Here is a 14,083-nt window from a genome sequence, read left to right as displayed (position 1 = left end):
GGGACAACACACCCATGAAACCGTGACATACGAACCTCTTGAACCCCGCGTGACGATCCGATACCCGGCGGTACGTCGACCGCGGCACGCCGGTGACCGCCGCCTCGATGCGCGGCCTCGTCCCGGATGGCGGCGTGCTCACGAGGCGGTTCCAGGAGCTGTCCCTGTCGGACGACGTCGAGTCGGAGCTCGGTGGGGCGGCGGTGTTGGAAGCCGTGTGGCGTCCGGCGGCGCGTCGACGCAGGACACCGCCCCTGGGCCCGCCCGGGGTTCGGTGGCGGGGACGGGTCCAGGGGCGCGAGGAAAAAGCGGGGTGCTCGGGGACGACGAGTCGGTCAGACGCCCGCGATGGATTGGATCCACGAGCGGTACGCGGTCACGTTCGTGTAGGCGGTGGTGGTCTGTCGGTCACTGGTGGATGCAACGCCGACCTGGATGCCGTTCGCGTTCATCGGACCGCCCGAGTCGCCGCCCGCTGTGATGCCATTGCCGTAACGGGCGCAGATCGCCGAGCCGTTGTACGCGTCGCGGCAGCCGCCGGTGACCGTCACATTGGCGACTTTCAGGAACTGCGACTGGCAGTTGATCTCCTGGCCGCACCGGGACGTCGCGCCCCAGCCGTAGACCTGGACGCTCTGACCCACCGTCACCGAACCGGGCTGCCCGAGTCGGGAGTAGGTCGCCGAGACGGAGCGGTCCAGGCGTACCAGGGCCAGGTCCGCCGACGGGCTGGTGTAGGTCTGGGCGCCGTTGGCCACGGTGCCGCCGGAGCTCTGGTCGAGGCTGCCGATCCGGAAGGTCAACTGCCCACCGCTGACGCAGTGTTTGGCGGTGAGGATCCAGGTGGGCGCGATGATGGTCGAGGTACAGGTCTGCCTGCCGGCGGAGAACAGGCGGGCTGCCCAGGGAGCGTTCTGTGCGTATCCGCCACCGATGATCGGCCGGGGACCGTTGGCCGACGGATTGTCGTTGGAAACGCCGGGTGGGGCGGGGGAGGCAGTGGCGGTGGCGCCGAGGGTGAGCACCATGAGCAATGCGGCCAAGAGGGCGGGGACGATCTTGGTTGTTCGCAAAGTTCCTCGTTTCCGACGACAGGCGATTTCTCGCGTGTGGGGTGCAGGGGGTACCAGGATCCCCAACGCCGGATTCCACGGGTAATAGCAATCTCCCCTCTTGGCGATGTTATGGGCCGGGAGCGAATTTGGCTTGTTTGAAAGGGAATTGGGGCGCTTTGACGAGAGACCGGGTGGGCGTCCGGCGGACATCGGGCGCGGGACGACAGGACGTGGAGCGGCTCCGTGCATGTGCGCTTCCGTACGTCCTCGCGACGCGAGCGTCAGGAACAGGTGGAGGTGATGCGGTGGTTGGGCATGAGAGGCGGGTGTTGGATTCGCTGCCCCCCGTGGGATGCAACCGGTCGGATCTGCGCGGAGGTCGGGCCGCCGATATCGACGTGGGGTCGGTGGCGTGCCGACGCGCGCGCACCCCGCGTCGTACGGATCCGGGTCGAGGTCGCCGGGAGCGCGCGTCGGCGCCGGATGGGGCGGGTGGGTCCGAGGGGTTGGGAATTCCTTGATCGTTCAGGCGGGCGGCGCCTGCCGGACATGGTTCCTGCGCCATGGTCTTGGCGGCCGGACATGGTGGTGCGGCGTGGGCGCGACAAGGAGTTGGGTGGACGTGAAGCTGATCGTGCGGGGTCGGAAAACGGTGCGGCGAGGACTGTCGGTGGGCGCGGCCTGCCTCGCGCTGTGTGCGACGGTCGGGCTTACCGGCACGGCGCACGCGGAACAGGCGTCGGAGGGCACGAGCGCGGCGTTCCCGTCCGCGATCGAGGGGTGGAAGGCGATCGGGCAGTACGAGATCGACGCGCAGTCCCAGGCTCAGGGGCTCGCCGGCGTACGGCCGCACGGTGGCGAGCCGTACACGTACTACGCGGGGAACACCTCGATTCCCGCGCCTGTGCGGGAGCGCGGGTGGTCGCACATCGGGGACCCCGACTCCTCTCGCGGATATGTGTTCGACGCCTATCAGGGCGGCGGGGACGCGACGTCGAAGATGTTCAGGGTGACCACGCCCTCGGGTGTCGCGCACGAGTACGTACATGCGTTGGCGCCGGGCGAGGCGATGAACAACTCGTTCGCGGCGGTTGCCCCCGACGGCCGTTGGCTCGTCTCCGGCGAGTGGGACACGATGACCCGGCTGCTGGTCTTCCCGACGCCGATCCTGAACGGGGCCACGCCGCGCAGCGGGGGTACGCTGCCGCTCGCCGCGACGATCGAGCTGGATCGTCCGGTCAAGGACATCCAGGGATGCACGTTCCTGGACGCCAAGCGGCTGTTGTGTGCCTCGGACGACTCCGACGCGAAGCTGTTTCCCGTGGCCAAGCCGCTCCTGCAGATCGAGCTGAAGAAGGCGTTGAACGGGCAGACGGTGACCGGGCACGTGACTTCGCTCGGCGCGCTCCCCCTGCTCAGCGCCTGTCCCGGTGCGGCCGTCGACTTCGAGACCGAGGGCGATGACTACGACCGGCACACGGGCGTTCTGCGCGTCGAGATGATTCCGCCGCGTGACTGTGCGGCGCGCGCCACCGTGTACGAGTTCAAGCGAAAGCGCTGACGCGCCGGCCGGCAAGGCGTAGGCGGCGGGCAGCAGCAGGGGCGGATCTCGGTCGGTGGCGGTGCTGCGGCGGGATGGTGGCCGGGGGTGTGACCTCGGCGGCATCGTCGCACCGCGTCGATGACGGTGGTCGGCAGCCGACTGCGGCCCGTCACCCGATCAGAGGGCCATCCCCGCGCGGTCGCTTCGGACGGGCCGCGCGGGGGAAGGCGGCCCAAACGGGACGACGGTGTGAACCGGCCCGCGCCGGCAGGCATTGCTCCCGAGGGTTTGGTCGGCGGTGCCCCGGATGGCCGGTGCCGGAGTGTCGGCGAGCTTGGTGCGGCGGGCTGCCGGGGTGGGCCTTCGAAGGTGTGGGCACCGATGGCGAGGCCTTGGGTCCAGCCGAGCGCACCGCGGCATGCGTCGGTGCGGAAATGCCGCGCCGTAGGACGGCAAACAGTGTGGCGCCCGCCGTCGGCCTGGTGGGAATGCACGTGGTTCCGTTCGTTCATGGTTCGTCCACTTGTAAAGTTGGCGGGTGCACTGGGCACATGGTGTTTCGCGGGCTGATCCCGGCGGGCACGTCACGGGGGTGGGGGCGTGATGGACGAACGTGACGACGACGCGTCCTGGGACGAGTTGCGCAGGGAGTGGGAAGCTCTGGCCGCGCTCGGCGAGGCCGTTCCCGAGCTTGGAATCGGTTCCGGCGCGCAAGGGTCGCCGTTTCCGGAGGATCTGCGCCGCTGTCCCCTGGTCCTGTGCGTCGCGCCGGAGGAGGACCCTGCCTCGCTCCTCGCGGTCGTGGCCGCGGCGCGCCGTGTTCCGGAACTGATCGCGGTCGTTGTCGAGTCGCAGTACGCGTCGATGGTCCGGGCGCTGTTGACCGCGTGCGATCGTCGCGATGTCACGGTCACGGCACGGGCGGCGGACGTCGTGACAGCGGTGGACGGGCGTATTCGCTGGGTGGGCACCGACAACGCGGCCCCACTGCTGTCGGTCTGTGAGGGTTTCCGCGACGTGGCGACCCGGCTTCGGGTGACACAGGTGGTTCCCGCGAACGCGTCGAGCGTCGGAGTGCTGCTGTCCCTGTTGTCCGCGGAAGGTGTCCCGGCACCCGAACTCGTTCCGCGATCGTTGTGTGCCCGGGCACTCACCGTGCAACCGGGAGAGTCGTTGCACCTCCTGCTCGGACGGAACCTGCTGGCCTGTGCGGGGCTCGCCGCGATCGAGGTGCCCGAGGGATGGTGGGCGCGGACGGCGAAGAGTCCCATCCGTCTCACCGCCGCGCTCGCCCTGTCGGCCGCCATCGAGTTGCCCTATCTGGACTCCGACCTCCTCGAGTGGCCGGGACAGAACCGGATGCCCTGGACGGGTGTCGACGTGCATACCGATGCCTTCATCCAGTGGCTTCACCAAGCCGTGGCCATACCGCGGTCCTGATGCATCCGCTCGAACAGAGATTCCCCCGCGTCGATGCGATCGTCGACTATTTCGGTCTCGGAGCCGGGGAAGCGGTCGCCGTCGAATCCGCCTACCGGACCGTCCACGACGTGTTCGGCCCGATCGTCACGTCCGCCGTCGACCGCATGGCACACGATTTCCGGGCAAGCGTGGCGCAGAACCCCGCGCATCGGATCGCGTTCCTCGGGCGCGATGGGCACGTCCTGGCAGGCGCGCTTCGTGGCCTCGACCCCGAATTCTTCGAACGCCATTGCAGCGAGGTGGTGCTCTCCCGCCGGCTCGCCGATGATGCCCTGCGCGACGCGGAATACAGTCTCGGCATCGAGAACGCGCAGGTCGCCGGCCTTCGCAGCGACCGTCGAAGGTCCCCGCAGGAGGTCTCCGGCTCGGCGCGGATGCTCACGCGATACCTGCGCTCGGCCGGCGTCCCGGTCGGCCGGACCGACAGTGCCGTGACGGTCGTGGACAACGGCTTCAAGGGAAGCATCCAGGAACTGCTGGGGGCCCTGTACGACCGCACAACGTTCTCCGGCGCCTACATGGCCTACCTCGGTACCCCGAATGACCCGCATCCCGGCACCAAACGCGGCTACCTGGTGGACATGCCGACAGGCCCCGGCAGTCCGTTCGACTTCCTCCCACAGGATCCGGCCTACACGTTCGCCTCCCTCGAGGGTGTCTACGCCTTCGAGTACCTCTTGGGCGGTCCGCTCACCAGTGCCGAACGCATCGAGCGGTCCGGCCCGGTACAGGGTCTCCAGAGTCGAATACCCATGGACTGGTCCGGGCTCACCTTCATCAATCCCGTCCTGGTCGACGAACGACTTCGTTCCCCCGCGACACGCGACGCGGTCAAGGCCGGGGCCTGGTTGGCGATCCACGACTACGCGCGGACCCACGCCGATTCCGGAGCCTCCCGGGAATCCCTCGACATCCAGCGCGACGCGGGAACGGAACAGGTGCACAACTGGGTCGCCCGATCGGGCCCGGTCGAGCCCGAACTGCACTCCCTTTTGAACAGCTTCGCCCCCCGCATGGACGCGCCGAGCGTCTTGCGGCTGTACACCGCATTGGCCAAAGAGCGTCTGCCGGCCGCGGCGGTGCGGCCCTGGTGGGACGACCTGGCGAAAATGACGCACAACCATGACAAAGCATCGTATGTGGGCAAGGCAGAAGCCGAATTGCGCAAGCCGGAGATTCGCGAGGCATGGGCAAATTGGGCCGTCAGCCAAGGAATCCCGGTCGAACCTGCAGGCACGAAGGGCCGACTTCCCGTATCGATCGTGACAGCCGGGTGGGCCCCGGCCTCGACGGCGCTGTCCTCCTCGGCGCAATCCGCGCGCTCGGCGACAGGTCGATCCGACGAACGCGGCCCCACGCAGAACAACACGATCGACACAAGCCGCAGGAGCGCGCAGGAACAGCGTGGGCCCGAGGCGTAGGCCGCGAATCACGTGAAGGCTGCTCCAGGGTGCATCCGCGATCATGCTGCCCGGCACTGCGTTGTCGATCCGAGGCGGGTTCCGGGGCGGACACGGATAAAATAATCTTCGACTTCCTTCGCCTCCCGTGGCCCGTACGTCCGAGACAGGCAAATGATGATCGAACGAATTCTGCCTCCCGGAGTCGTCTTCTCGGAGGTGTTCGGTGACCCGCCGGGGCACGCGCTGTTTCCGGAGGAGGAGGCGATCATCGCCGGCGCTCCCAGCGTGGAACGGCGCAGGGAGTTCACGACCGGTCGACGATGCGCCCACCGTGCCCTGGCCGAACTCGGTTGTCCGCCCGGGCCGGTGCTCAAGGGTCCGGACAAGGCACCCGTGTGGCCGGACGAGGTCACCGGCACGATCACCCACGACCGGGGATACCGCTGCGCCGCGGTCGCCCGAGTCGCGGACATCCTCAGCATCGGGATCGACGCCAACGCCGGAAGCAGACCGGTCACCGTGGGGTGGGATCGCATGACGGGGCCGGCGGAACGGCGCCGACTGGCCGAACTCGCGGCGGAGCGACCCGACGTCCCGTGGGATCGCATCCTGTTCAGTGCCAAGGAGGCGGCCTTCAAGGCGTGGTATCCGCTGGCCCGGACCAAAGTGGGCATGCGGCAGGCGGAAGTGCTGATCGACCCGGACCGTGGGACGTTCCGGGCGAACGTGCTCCTGGCCCCCGGCCCCGAGGTGAACGGCCGTCCGCTGACCGGCGTTTCGGGGCAGTGGATGGTGGCGGAGGACGGCCTGGTCCTCACCGCGGCGAGCGTGATCAACTCCGACCGATATCGTCCCGGGGCAAGGGCCCAGGGTGTGTCCGCCGCCGTCGTCGCCGGCCGGGGCTGGTCACCCGCGAGGGCGACCTCGGGTCATGTGCGCCCCACTCGAGCGCCTCGGATCCCGTCGTCGCCCACCCCGCATACCCGGCACCCCGCGGTCGCTCCCGCGGCAGTGCCTCGGACGGACGTCCAGCGCGGCGTGCAGATGTAGGCGGGGGCGTCGAGAGCGCTGCGTGCCGATGTAGGCGAAGGGTGTCAGGAGCCCTCGTAGTACTTCGAGGACCCGCGCCCGCACAGCTTCGGATCGAGCGGCATCGCCTTGGCAGCGGCGCCGGCCGGGGCTTGCGAACGCGTGGTTTCGTCAGCGCAGGGTGCTGTGCCCGATGCGGCCCCGGGCGGTCACCAATCCGGCGCGGCGGTACGAATCTTCCCGGGTCGGCTCAGCGTTCCGGGCCCCGGTGGCCGCTGTCCCGGGACGCCGCCGCGTCGGGGGCCTGGAACCCGAAACGCTGCCTGTTCCCGGATCCCCGGTCCGCGCCGGCGCCCTGGTCCCGAGCGGCCGTCGCCTCGGGGGCCTGGAACCCGAAACGGTGCGAGGCCCGCTCCGAGCCGGCCTGCGCGCCCCGACCGCCATCCTTGGCGGGGACGAAGCCCAGTCCCGGCCGCGAGGAGCCGTCCGGCGACCGGTACGGTCCGCCGGTGGGCGCGGGGGCCACGAAGCCCGCCTTGATCCGCGTCGGCGCGGAGTTGGTCCGCAACGAGTTGTCGGCGGTGCCCGGTGCCACGTAACCGATCGGCATCTCCGCCGAGTACTTCGGCGCGGGCATCGGCAGACCACGCGGATCGGGCGCATGGAAGCCGAGTTGTTGTTCCGACTTCGTCTCGGGAGCCTTGGGGGCGGTGTACAACGGCTTGGGCGGCACGAACCCGAAGGGTTGCATGGGGTATTTCTTCTGATCGCGAATCGCCAGGGCGAGTTTGGGATCCGGAACCCCCGCCTCCAGAGCCTTGCGTTGGTACTTGTCGGCCATAGTCCCTCTCGATCGATCGAGGTTCACCCGGACACGAAGCGGGCACCGCAGTAACCCGTCCGTCACGAAGCGCGAACCACCCTAGTGCACCCAAAGGTTGGATAGCGCGGACCACCGACACCCGAACACGGCAACGGAGTTCGGGCGCGTGCGACCCCACACGCGAACACCACGGCATACGAAAGCCGTTGGGGTGTGGCCCCGGGTGGTTATCCCCTGCCCGGCTCGCGATCGACTCGGGCGGGGATCTCGTGCCGGGGCTCGGCGCCGTCGACCGTATGAGCGGCCTCCCCCGCGCTCTCGTCGGCGGGGCCGCGAGAGGCGGCGATGTCGCCGGCCGGTGTGAAGCCGGCAGCGGCCACCCCTGCGCCCGCCTGACGCCGTTGTTCGATGATCGCTCGGGCCCGTGCCGCCCGTGCCGATGCCTCCTCCAGACTCATCGACTCGTCCGACGGCGGGGGATTGCTCGAACGTGGAGGTTGTGTGGACGCGTTGCCAGGCGGCGCGGGTCGCGGCGGACGCGAGGAGGCCGGGTCGGCGGTGACGCCCTTGGCCTTGCGCCAGCCGGCCGCGGTTGCGCCGTTCGCGCCGTTCGCGCCGCTCCCACCGTTCCCGCCGCTTCCGCCGTCGATGACGCCCTCGGATCGACGTCCGGCACCGACCGACCCGGGTGCCGCCGACCCGGATGCGGCCGACCCGGGCACGGGCGGCTCGGATCGATCGGCTCGCATCGCGCCGGCTCGCATCGCATCGGCCCGGCGCTCGCGTCGGTCCAGTTCCGCGCGGGCCGTCCGAGCCTGCTCGCGTGCCTCGGCCGTGTGCGCGTACCACGCGAGCCGCGCCGCATGGATCGTCTCCAGCGTCCGGGCCCGAGTCTCCGCCGACGCGGCGCGCCACGCGGCCAGTTCGGCCGATCGCTCGGCCGCCTCCGACTCCTGCGCGGTACCGGCGGTCCACGATGCCATCAACGCCCGGACCCGCTCCTGTTGCCAGTGCGCCTGCTCCTCCGCCGCCGCCTTGAGTCGGTCCGCGACGTGCGGCGGGGCCCAGAGTTCCTCGCGCTCGTAGCGCTCCAGGGATCGGCGCAATTCGGCTTCCGAGGCTCCGTCCGCTCGGTGTGCGTGGGCCGCGACGCCGAGCGCCTCGGCGGCCCGGTCCCACGCGTACCGGGCGTCCACCGCATCCGTGGCCGGAGCCGGGCCGATCGCGTCGCCCGACCGGGTGTAGCCGTACGCCTCCCGGTAGTTCGACACCAGGCCGGCCCGGCGCGTCCACTCCTCGCGGGCACCGGGATCGCTCGGTACCGCGCCCAGCCGCTCGATTGCCCACTCGGGCGGGGACTGCGCGGCCGCGCGGCCCAGTTCGTCCACACGCTGGTCCATCACCTCCGCGAGCCGTCGCAGGTACACACCCACGGGATCGTTCGCCGCGGGCGTGCGGGCGAGATACCCGGATCGTGCGCGTGGCACCTCGCGTTCGTCGCCGGCCCGCGCGACCCGGTCGTCGTGGCCTGCGGATCCGGGCCTGGCGCCGGCGCTCGAGGACCGCGTGCCGTGGGTCGCGCCCTGCCCCGAGAACCGCGTGCCATGGGCCGCGCCCTCCCCCCGGGATCGCGCGCCGGGCAACCTCGCCGAGCCCGACCGCCGCCCCTCGGCGATCCGCCCCTCGGCCGTTCGCCCCTCGCGCCCGGCGGGCATCGGGCGCTCCGCGAGGTCGAGTTCCCGCTCCAGCCGCCAGTGCAGCACCTCGGCGACGCTGTCCGCGTCCGCCAACCCCCTGGCCCGGATCGCGGTCCGTAACAACCCGTACGCGTCGTGGCCCGCCCCCTCGACGCGCCGCAACAATCGGGTCAGGGCACCGAACGCCGGGTCGTCCTGGACGCTCGCGCCGTCACGCGCGCCGAGTTCGTCCATCAGCACGCCCAGACAGTCCGCCGCGGCGCGCTGCTCGACCAGGTCGCTCCACACCGGCGCCCACGTCCGCAGCGAGTCCGCCTCGGTGAACGCGTCGCGCATGGCCTCGGTCGCCGAACGCTGCGCCTCGGTGCGACTCAGCACCGCGCCGAACACCGACCGCGCCCCCGCCTCGTCGGGTTCCACGGCCGCCAGGTAGACGTGGTTGGCCGCCCGGGCCCGGGTGAGCGCGACGTAGAGCTGCTCACGGCTCATGCCGGCGGCGACCAGCGCGTGCGCGGCCTCGACCGTGCGGCCCTGCACCGCGTGCACCGTTCCCGCGTAGCCCAGTTCGACGTGATCCCGGACGTACGCGGCCGGCACGCGCAGGGTCTCGCCGTCGTCGTAGGCCACCGTCAGCCCGCCGTCGGCGTGCCGTTCCAGCACCCGCACGACGTCCCGGTTCGTGGCCCAGTGGCCCTGCCCCGAACTCGTCAACGTGGGATCGTTGCGCCGAAGCTGCACACGGTCGCCGCGCCCCGCCACGTTCCCGTCCGCGAGCGGCACGCCCGCCGCCTCCACCCGTCCCAGACTCACCAGTTGCGCACGGGCGCGGCCCGACAACTCGGCGGCCAGTTCCCGGGTGGGGACCACCAGCAGTGCGTCCAGACCGGAGAGGTGGTCCACCAGCCAGCCCCGGTAAACCGCCTCCTTCATCTCCTCGGCGGTGCCGCCGTGTGCCCGTCCGCGCGCGTCGTACTCGGCGAAGACCTCGGCGTCGCCCTCGCGCACCCGCAGACTGGCCGCGCGTTCCCAGTCCGCCCGGAAACGGCGCACCTCCTCGAGGGTGTGCGTGTGCGGGAGATCGCGTGCGAGCAGACCGAACATGCCGCCCGCGCCGATCTCCGCGGTCTGCCCGTGGTCGCCGGCCAGGACCACCTTGGCGCCCGCCTCGGCGGCCAGGGACAGGATCCTGTCCAGGTCCGCGGTGGCGCACGTGCCGGCCTCGTCGACGATGACCAACTCGCCCGCGTGGAAGGTGTAGAGGTCCCGGTCGGGCACGACCTCCCCCGCCGCGATCGCGGCGTTGGCGTTCAGGAACCTCCGGACGTTCGCGACCCGCGAGACGCCCTCGTCGGCCATCACCCGAGCCTGCCGCTGACCAACCGCCAGGCCCTTGACCGTTCCCCCGTTCGCCTCCCACAGCGCGCACAGGGCCGCGATGGTGTAGGACTTCCCGGTCCCGGCCGGGCCGACCAGCACGTCGACGAACCGACCGGCGGCCGCCAGGTCGTGGACCGCGGCGGCCTGGTCCGTGCCGAGGGTGGCGCCGGCCAGGAATCGATCCACCATCGCCTGCGGAACGGCCCGGGCGCGTCCGTGCACGGCGTGCGCGATGATCCGCGCCTCGACGTCCAGGTGCTCGACCGTGGTGTAGAGCACCGCCTCCGGCCGGGTGTAGCGCGAGGTGCCGTCGGACATCAGCAGCGCCGACGGCGCGGCCACGGGGTCCGGCGGGGTGAGCCGGATCAGGGCGGGCCCGCCCGGTGTCCGCGACTGCGGCGACAGCGCCCGGGCGGCCAACTCGGCCAACAGGGAACGGACCTCACCTTGCGTCAGACCGCCCAGCCGGTCCGGGAGTTGCCGATTGAGCTCGGCGACGAGTTCGGCCTGCCGGAAGGTGGGACGGTTCGCGGTCAGTTCGCGGATCGCCCTGGCGATCACCCGGTCCGGATCGAAGGGTTCGACCGTGGCGGCGGTCCCGGCGTCGAACACCCGCCGGGCGATGCCGGCGAGCGACTCGCGCAGGTGCGTGGTGGCCGTCCGCTCCCAGCGCGCGAGCAGTTCCTCGCGCGACGCGGCCTGCTTCTTCTTGGGTGCGCGGGTGTGCAGCGTCGCGGTCTGCGCCATGCAGGTGAGTTCGTACGCCGACGGCTTGCGTCCGTGCACGAGCCGGTACACCTCCACCATGTCGGCGACCTTCGCCGAGATCACCCGGCGACGGGAGGAGAACTGCTCGCGGACCTCCTCGCCGATGCCGAGGATCTCGCGGGCCTTTCCGTCCGGGCGCGTGGCGAAGCGCACGTTCAACGCTCTCGTCAGGGCCTCCTCGGCGACCCGCTCGGCGACGGCCGCGGCGGCGGGCCGCTCGGCGTACACGGCCCGCCCGTCCAGGGTTCGCCACCGCTCGATGCGTTGGCCGGTGTAGGGGTGCGTCTCGACCGAACGCACCCGGTTGAGCACGGCGCAGTGCACGTGCAGCTGCGGGTCGTCGTCGCGCGAGGTGTGCTGGCGAAAGGCCGCCACGGTCCACTCGTGCGCGTCCACGCGGCGGACCCCGTTGTGTCCGGCTCGGGAGAAACCGGCGTGTTCCTGGAGGTGTTCGAGCCCGGCTCGCACGCCCTCCATCCACGCGTCCCAGACCGCCTGGGCCTCCTCGTGCCGGCCCTCGGCCTGTAACGCGGCGTGGAAGACCGACCAGCTCTTGGGCGCGGAGAAGGTCAGGTCGAGATACTTCACGGCCCGCACCTGGGTGGCCCGCACCCGATCGGCCACCGCGTCCCGTTCCTCGGGAGTGGCCGTGTCGGGCAGCGCTGCCAGGGCGTCCGCCAGGCGTTCCTGCACATCGCGGTAGTTGCGCGGCGGCGCGCCCAATGGGGCACCGGTACGCGGGTCGACCATGTCGCCGTAGAGCCTGCCCATGACCTCGGCGTCGACCTCGCCCCGGAGACCGAACGCGGCGGCGCCCGCGCCCAACCAGACGCCGGGGGGCTCCCCCGCGACTTCGATCGCCTTGAGGTAGTAGTGCTCCGCCCCGCGCCCGACCTGGTCGGTGAGATACCGGTGATCGCTCCCGGCGGAGATCGTCAGCACGGGACAGAGGGTAATCATGGGGCCACGGATACGGAAGAGACTCCGTGGATGCATAGGTGTGCGGGTTCTGTTGCTCTCACGCTCCGTGCGCGAATTACCTTGCCCTCGGCCCCTGTTGCCGACGAGGGACGTGCGGCGGGACCCGGCGCCGCACCCACGAGCCGGGTTACGCTGGGGGTGGTTGCTCGTGGGAGCCGCCGGCAGGGGTCGGCGATTTTGCCCATCCGGGACCTCGGTCCCGGTACGGACTTCGGTCCGAGTCGCCGACCCCGTCCCGGCCGCCGGTCGGGACGGGGGCTCGCGACGGGGCACCGGGCCCCGCCGCGAACCCCCGACCCGGTGGGTCAGGCGGCGGCGCCGACGGTCTCGGGGTCGGTCGCCATCCGCGTCAGGTAGGCGGCGGCGACGGTGATCGCGCGCTCGTCGACGTCGAACCCGCCCTCGTGCAGGTGGGGGTAGGTGGCCGGGTCGACCCCGGGCGGCCGGACGCCCAGACGCACCAGGTTGCCCGGCACGCCCGGCATGTCCGGGACCCCCGGAACGTCCTTGGTGCCCGCCAGATACCAGGCGAAGTCCTCACCGCCCTGGCTCTGTACGGTCGTCGCCACCGCCTCCTCGCCGAACAGGTCCACCACCGCCGCGCGCGACAGGTGGCCGAGGGTGTTCACCACGGGCGGCATCCGGTGGTGTTCGAGCTTCCACGTGATGCCGGAGCCGCCGACGCGCATGGCGCCCTCGACGAGCTCGGTGATGAACTCCGGCATCCTGCGCCACGCGTCGGGGCTCGCGGTGCGCAGCGATCCGCCGAGGTCGCCCTCGGTGGGGATCACGTTGAGCGCGGTTCCCCCGGCGTGCACCGTGGTCCAGGCGAACACCACGCCGTCGCTGGGGGCGAACCGCTGCACGAGTCCGGGCAGGGCGAGCATCATCGGCGCCATGCCCGCGATCATGTTCGCGGTGAGGTGCGGTCGGGCGCTGTGCCCGCCGGTGCCCTCGCCGTGGAAGCGGAACGTGTCCATGCCGGACGTGATCGGACCGTCGAGGATGGCGAGTCGGCCCACCTCGACCGTCGGGTCGCAGTGCACCATGTGGATCGACTCGACGCCGTCGAGCACTCCGGCCGTCATGGCCCGCAGCGCGCCGCCGGGCTGGATCTCCTCGGCGGGCTGGAACACCAGCCGCACGGGCCTGGGCAGCAGTCCCTGGTTGCGGAGCCCGACCAGGGCGAGCCCGGCGCCCAGAACCGCGCTGGTGTGCACGTCGTGGCCGCAGGCGTGGCATGCCCCGTCCACGGTCGAACGCCAGGGGACGTCCTTGAGGTCGGTGACCGGCAGCGCGTCCATGTCGCCGCGCAGGGCGACGAACGGGCGGTTCACCGCGCCGGGGTCGTTCGGGAAGATGTCGCAGACGGCTCCGGTGCCGCCGGGGAGGACGCGGGGGCGCAGCCCGGCCTTCCGCAGGCGGGCGACCAGTCGCCGGGTGGTGCGGGTCTCCGCGAAGCCCAGCTCGGGGTGCTGGTGCAGGTCGCGGCGGAAGGCGATCAGCTCGGGGCCGAGCTCGTCGACCCCGGAGAGGATCCGGGTGGCCATGGGCGTGGTCATGAGTGGTGCTCCTTGGTGTGGGATGTCCGGCGAGCTCCGGGCGGGTTTTGCCAACCCGTTCGGCGCTCGTGAGGCCTTGGGAGATCGACGGAGGGATCCGCCGCGCGCGGTGTGGGTCTCGGTGATCGACGAGCCGCGCGCCCGGCCGGTGACTCCCTGGGTGGGCCGGGCAGGCGCAGCCAGACCATGGCGCGGGTGTGGTGTCCAGGCATCTTTCCCGCCTGGACACCATGCCCGGGGTATGGTCTCCTCCGGTGCCCGGTCGCACAGGGGGTCATCGGTCGGGTGTGGCTCGCCGATCACCGAGACCCACACCGCGTGTGGCACCCTGCGCCGCTCTCCCGAGGACTCGCGAGCGCCGGA

General features: G+C 71.3%; 8 protein-coding genes. 4 read left to right on the top strand and 4 right to left on the bottom strand.

Going from position 1 to position 14,083, the window contains the following annotated elements; all coding sequences use genetic code 11:
* Nucleotides 1-335 precede the first annotated feature (335 nt).
* Complete coding sequence (locus tag OG948_RS33120) at nucleotides 336-1,028, bottom strand: S1 family peptidase (RefSeq protein WP_406300387.1); 693 nt, start codon at nucleotides 1,026-1,028, stop codon at nucleotides 336-338.
* A gap of 649 nt (nucleotides 1,029-1,677) precedes the next feature.
* On the opposite strand from OG948_RS33120, the gene OG948_RS33115 reads away from it, so the two are divergent.
* The 4 genes from OG948_RS33115 to OG948_RS33100 all read left to right on the top strand — a co-directional run bounded on the left by OG948_RS33115 (nucleotide 1,678) and on the right by OG948_RS33100 (nucleotide 6,533).
* Nucleotides 1,678-2,616 carry a hypothetical protein gene (locus tag OG948_RS33115; RefSeq protein WP_406300004.1) on the top strand — a complete coding sequence of 313 codons (939 nt, stop codon included), beginning with the start codon at nucleotides 1,678-1,680 and terminating at the stop codon, nucleotides 2,614-2,616.
* A 585-nt stretch (nucleotides 2,617-3,201) separates the two neighbouring features.
* Nucleotides 3,202-4,038: a hypothetical protein gene (locus tag OG948_RS33110; RefSeq protein ID WP_406300003.1), complete on the top strand. Its 837-nt coding sequence runs from the start codon at nucleotides 3,202-3,204 to the stop codon at nucleotides 4,036-4,038.
* Nucleotides 3,939-5,501, top strand: a complete 1,563-nt coding sequence (locus OG948_RS33105; protein WP_406300002.1) for a hypothetical protein — start codon at nucleotides 3,939-3,941, stop codon at nucleotides 5,499-5,501. The genes OG948_RS33110 and OG948_RS33105 overlap by 100 nt, the downstream gene beginning before the upstream one ends.
* 156 nt (nucleotides 5,502-5,657) lie before the next feature.
* Nucleotides 5,658-6,533, top strand: coding sequence for a 4'-phosphopantetheinyl transferase (locus tag OG948_RS33100; protein WP_406300001.1), 876 nt, complete (start codon nucleotides 5,658-5,660; stop codon nucleotides 6,531-6,533).
* A gap of 229 nt (nucleotides 6,534-6,762) precedes the next feature.
* Here OG948_RS33100 and OG948_RS33095 read toward each other — a convergent pair whose 3' ends face one another.
* The 3 genes from OG948_RS33095 to OG948_RS33085 form a co-directional block, all read right to left on the bottom strand.
* On the bottom strand, nucleotides 6,763-7,353 hold the full coding sequence (locus tag OG948_RS33095; RefSeq protein ID WP_406300000.1) for a hypothetical protein: 591 nt from the start codon (nucleotides 7,351-7,353) through the stop codon (nucleotides 6,763-6,765).
* A gap of 209 nt (nucleotides 7,354-7,562) precedes the next feature.
* Nucleotides 7,563-12,119, bottom strand: a complete 4,557-nt coding sequence (gene mobF, locus OG948_RS33090; protein ID WP_406299999.1) for a MobF family relaxase — start codon at nucleotides 12,117-12,119, stop codon at nucleotides 7,563-7,565.
* A gap of 344 nt (nucleotides 12,120-12,463) precedes the next feature.
* Nucleotides 12,464-13,720: an amidohydrolase gene (locus OG948_RS33085; RefSeq protein WP_406299998.1), complete on the bottom strand. Its 1,257-nt coding sequence runs from the start codon at nucleotides 13,718-13,720 to the stop codon at nucleotides 12,464-12,466.
* Nucleotides 13,721-14,083: the final 363 nt, after the last annotated feature.

Source organism: Embleya sp. NBC_00888, assembly GCF_045207655.1.
In the GTDB taxonomy this organism is placed as follows: domain Bacteria; phylum Actinomycetota; class Actinomycetes; order Streptomycetales; family Streptomycetaceae; genus Embleya.
This window is presented reverse-complemented; position numbering and strand designations above follow the sequence as displayed.

Coding starts and splice junctions, on each gene's coding strand:
- OG948_RS33110 (WP_406300003.1), top strand. CDS start 3,202: ATGGACGAACGTGACGACGACGCGTCCTGGGACGAGTTGCGCAGGGAG.
- OG948_RS33095 (WP_406300000.1), bottom strand. CDS start 7,353: ATGGCCGACAAGTACCAACGCAAGGCTCTGGAGGCGGGGGTTCCGGAT.
- OG948_RS33100 (WP_406300001.1), top strand. CDS start 5,658: ATGATCGAACGAATTCTGCCTCCCGGAGTCGTCTTCTCGGAGGTGTTC.
- OG948_RS33120 (WP_406300387.1), bottom strand. CDS start 1,028: ATGGTGCTCACCCTCGGCGCCACCGCCACTGCCTCCCCCGCCCCACCC.
- OG948_RS33085 (WP_406299998.1), bottom strand. CDS start 13,720: ATGACCACGCCCATGGCCACCCGGATCCTCTCCGGGGTCGACGAGCTC.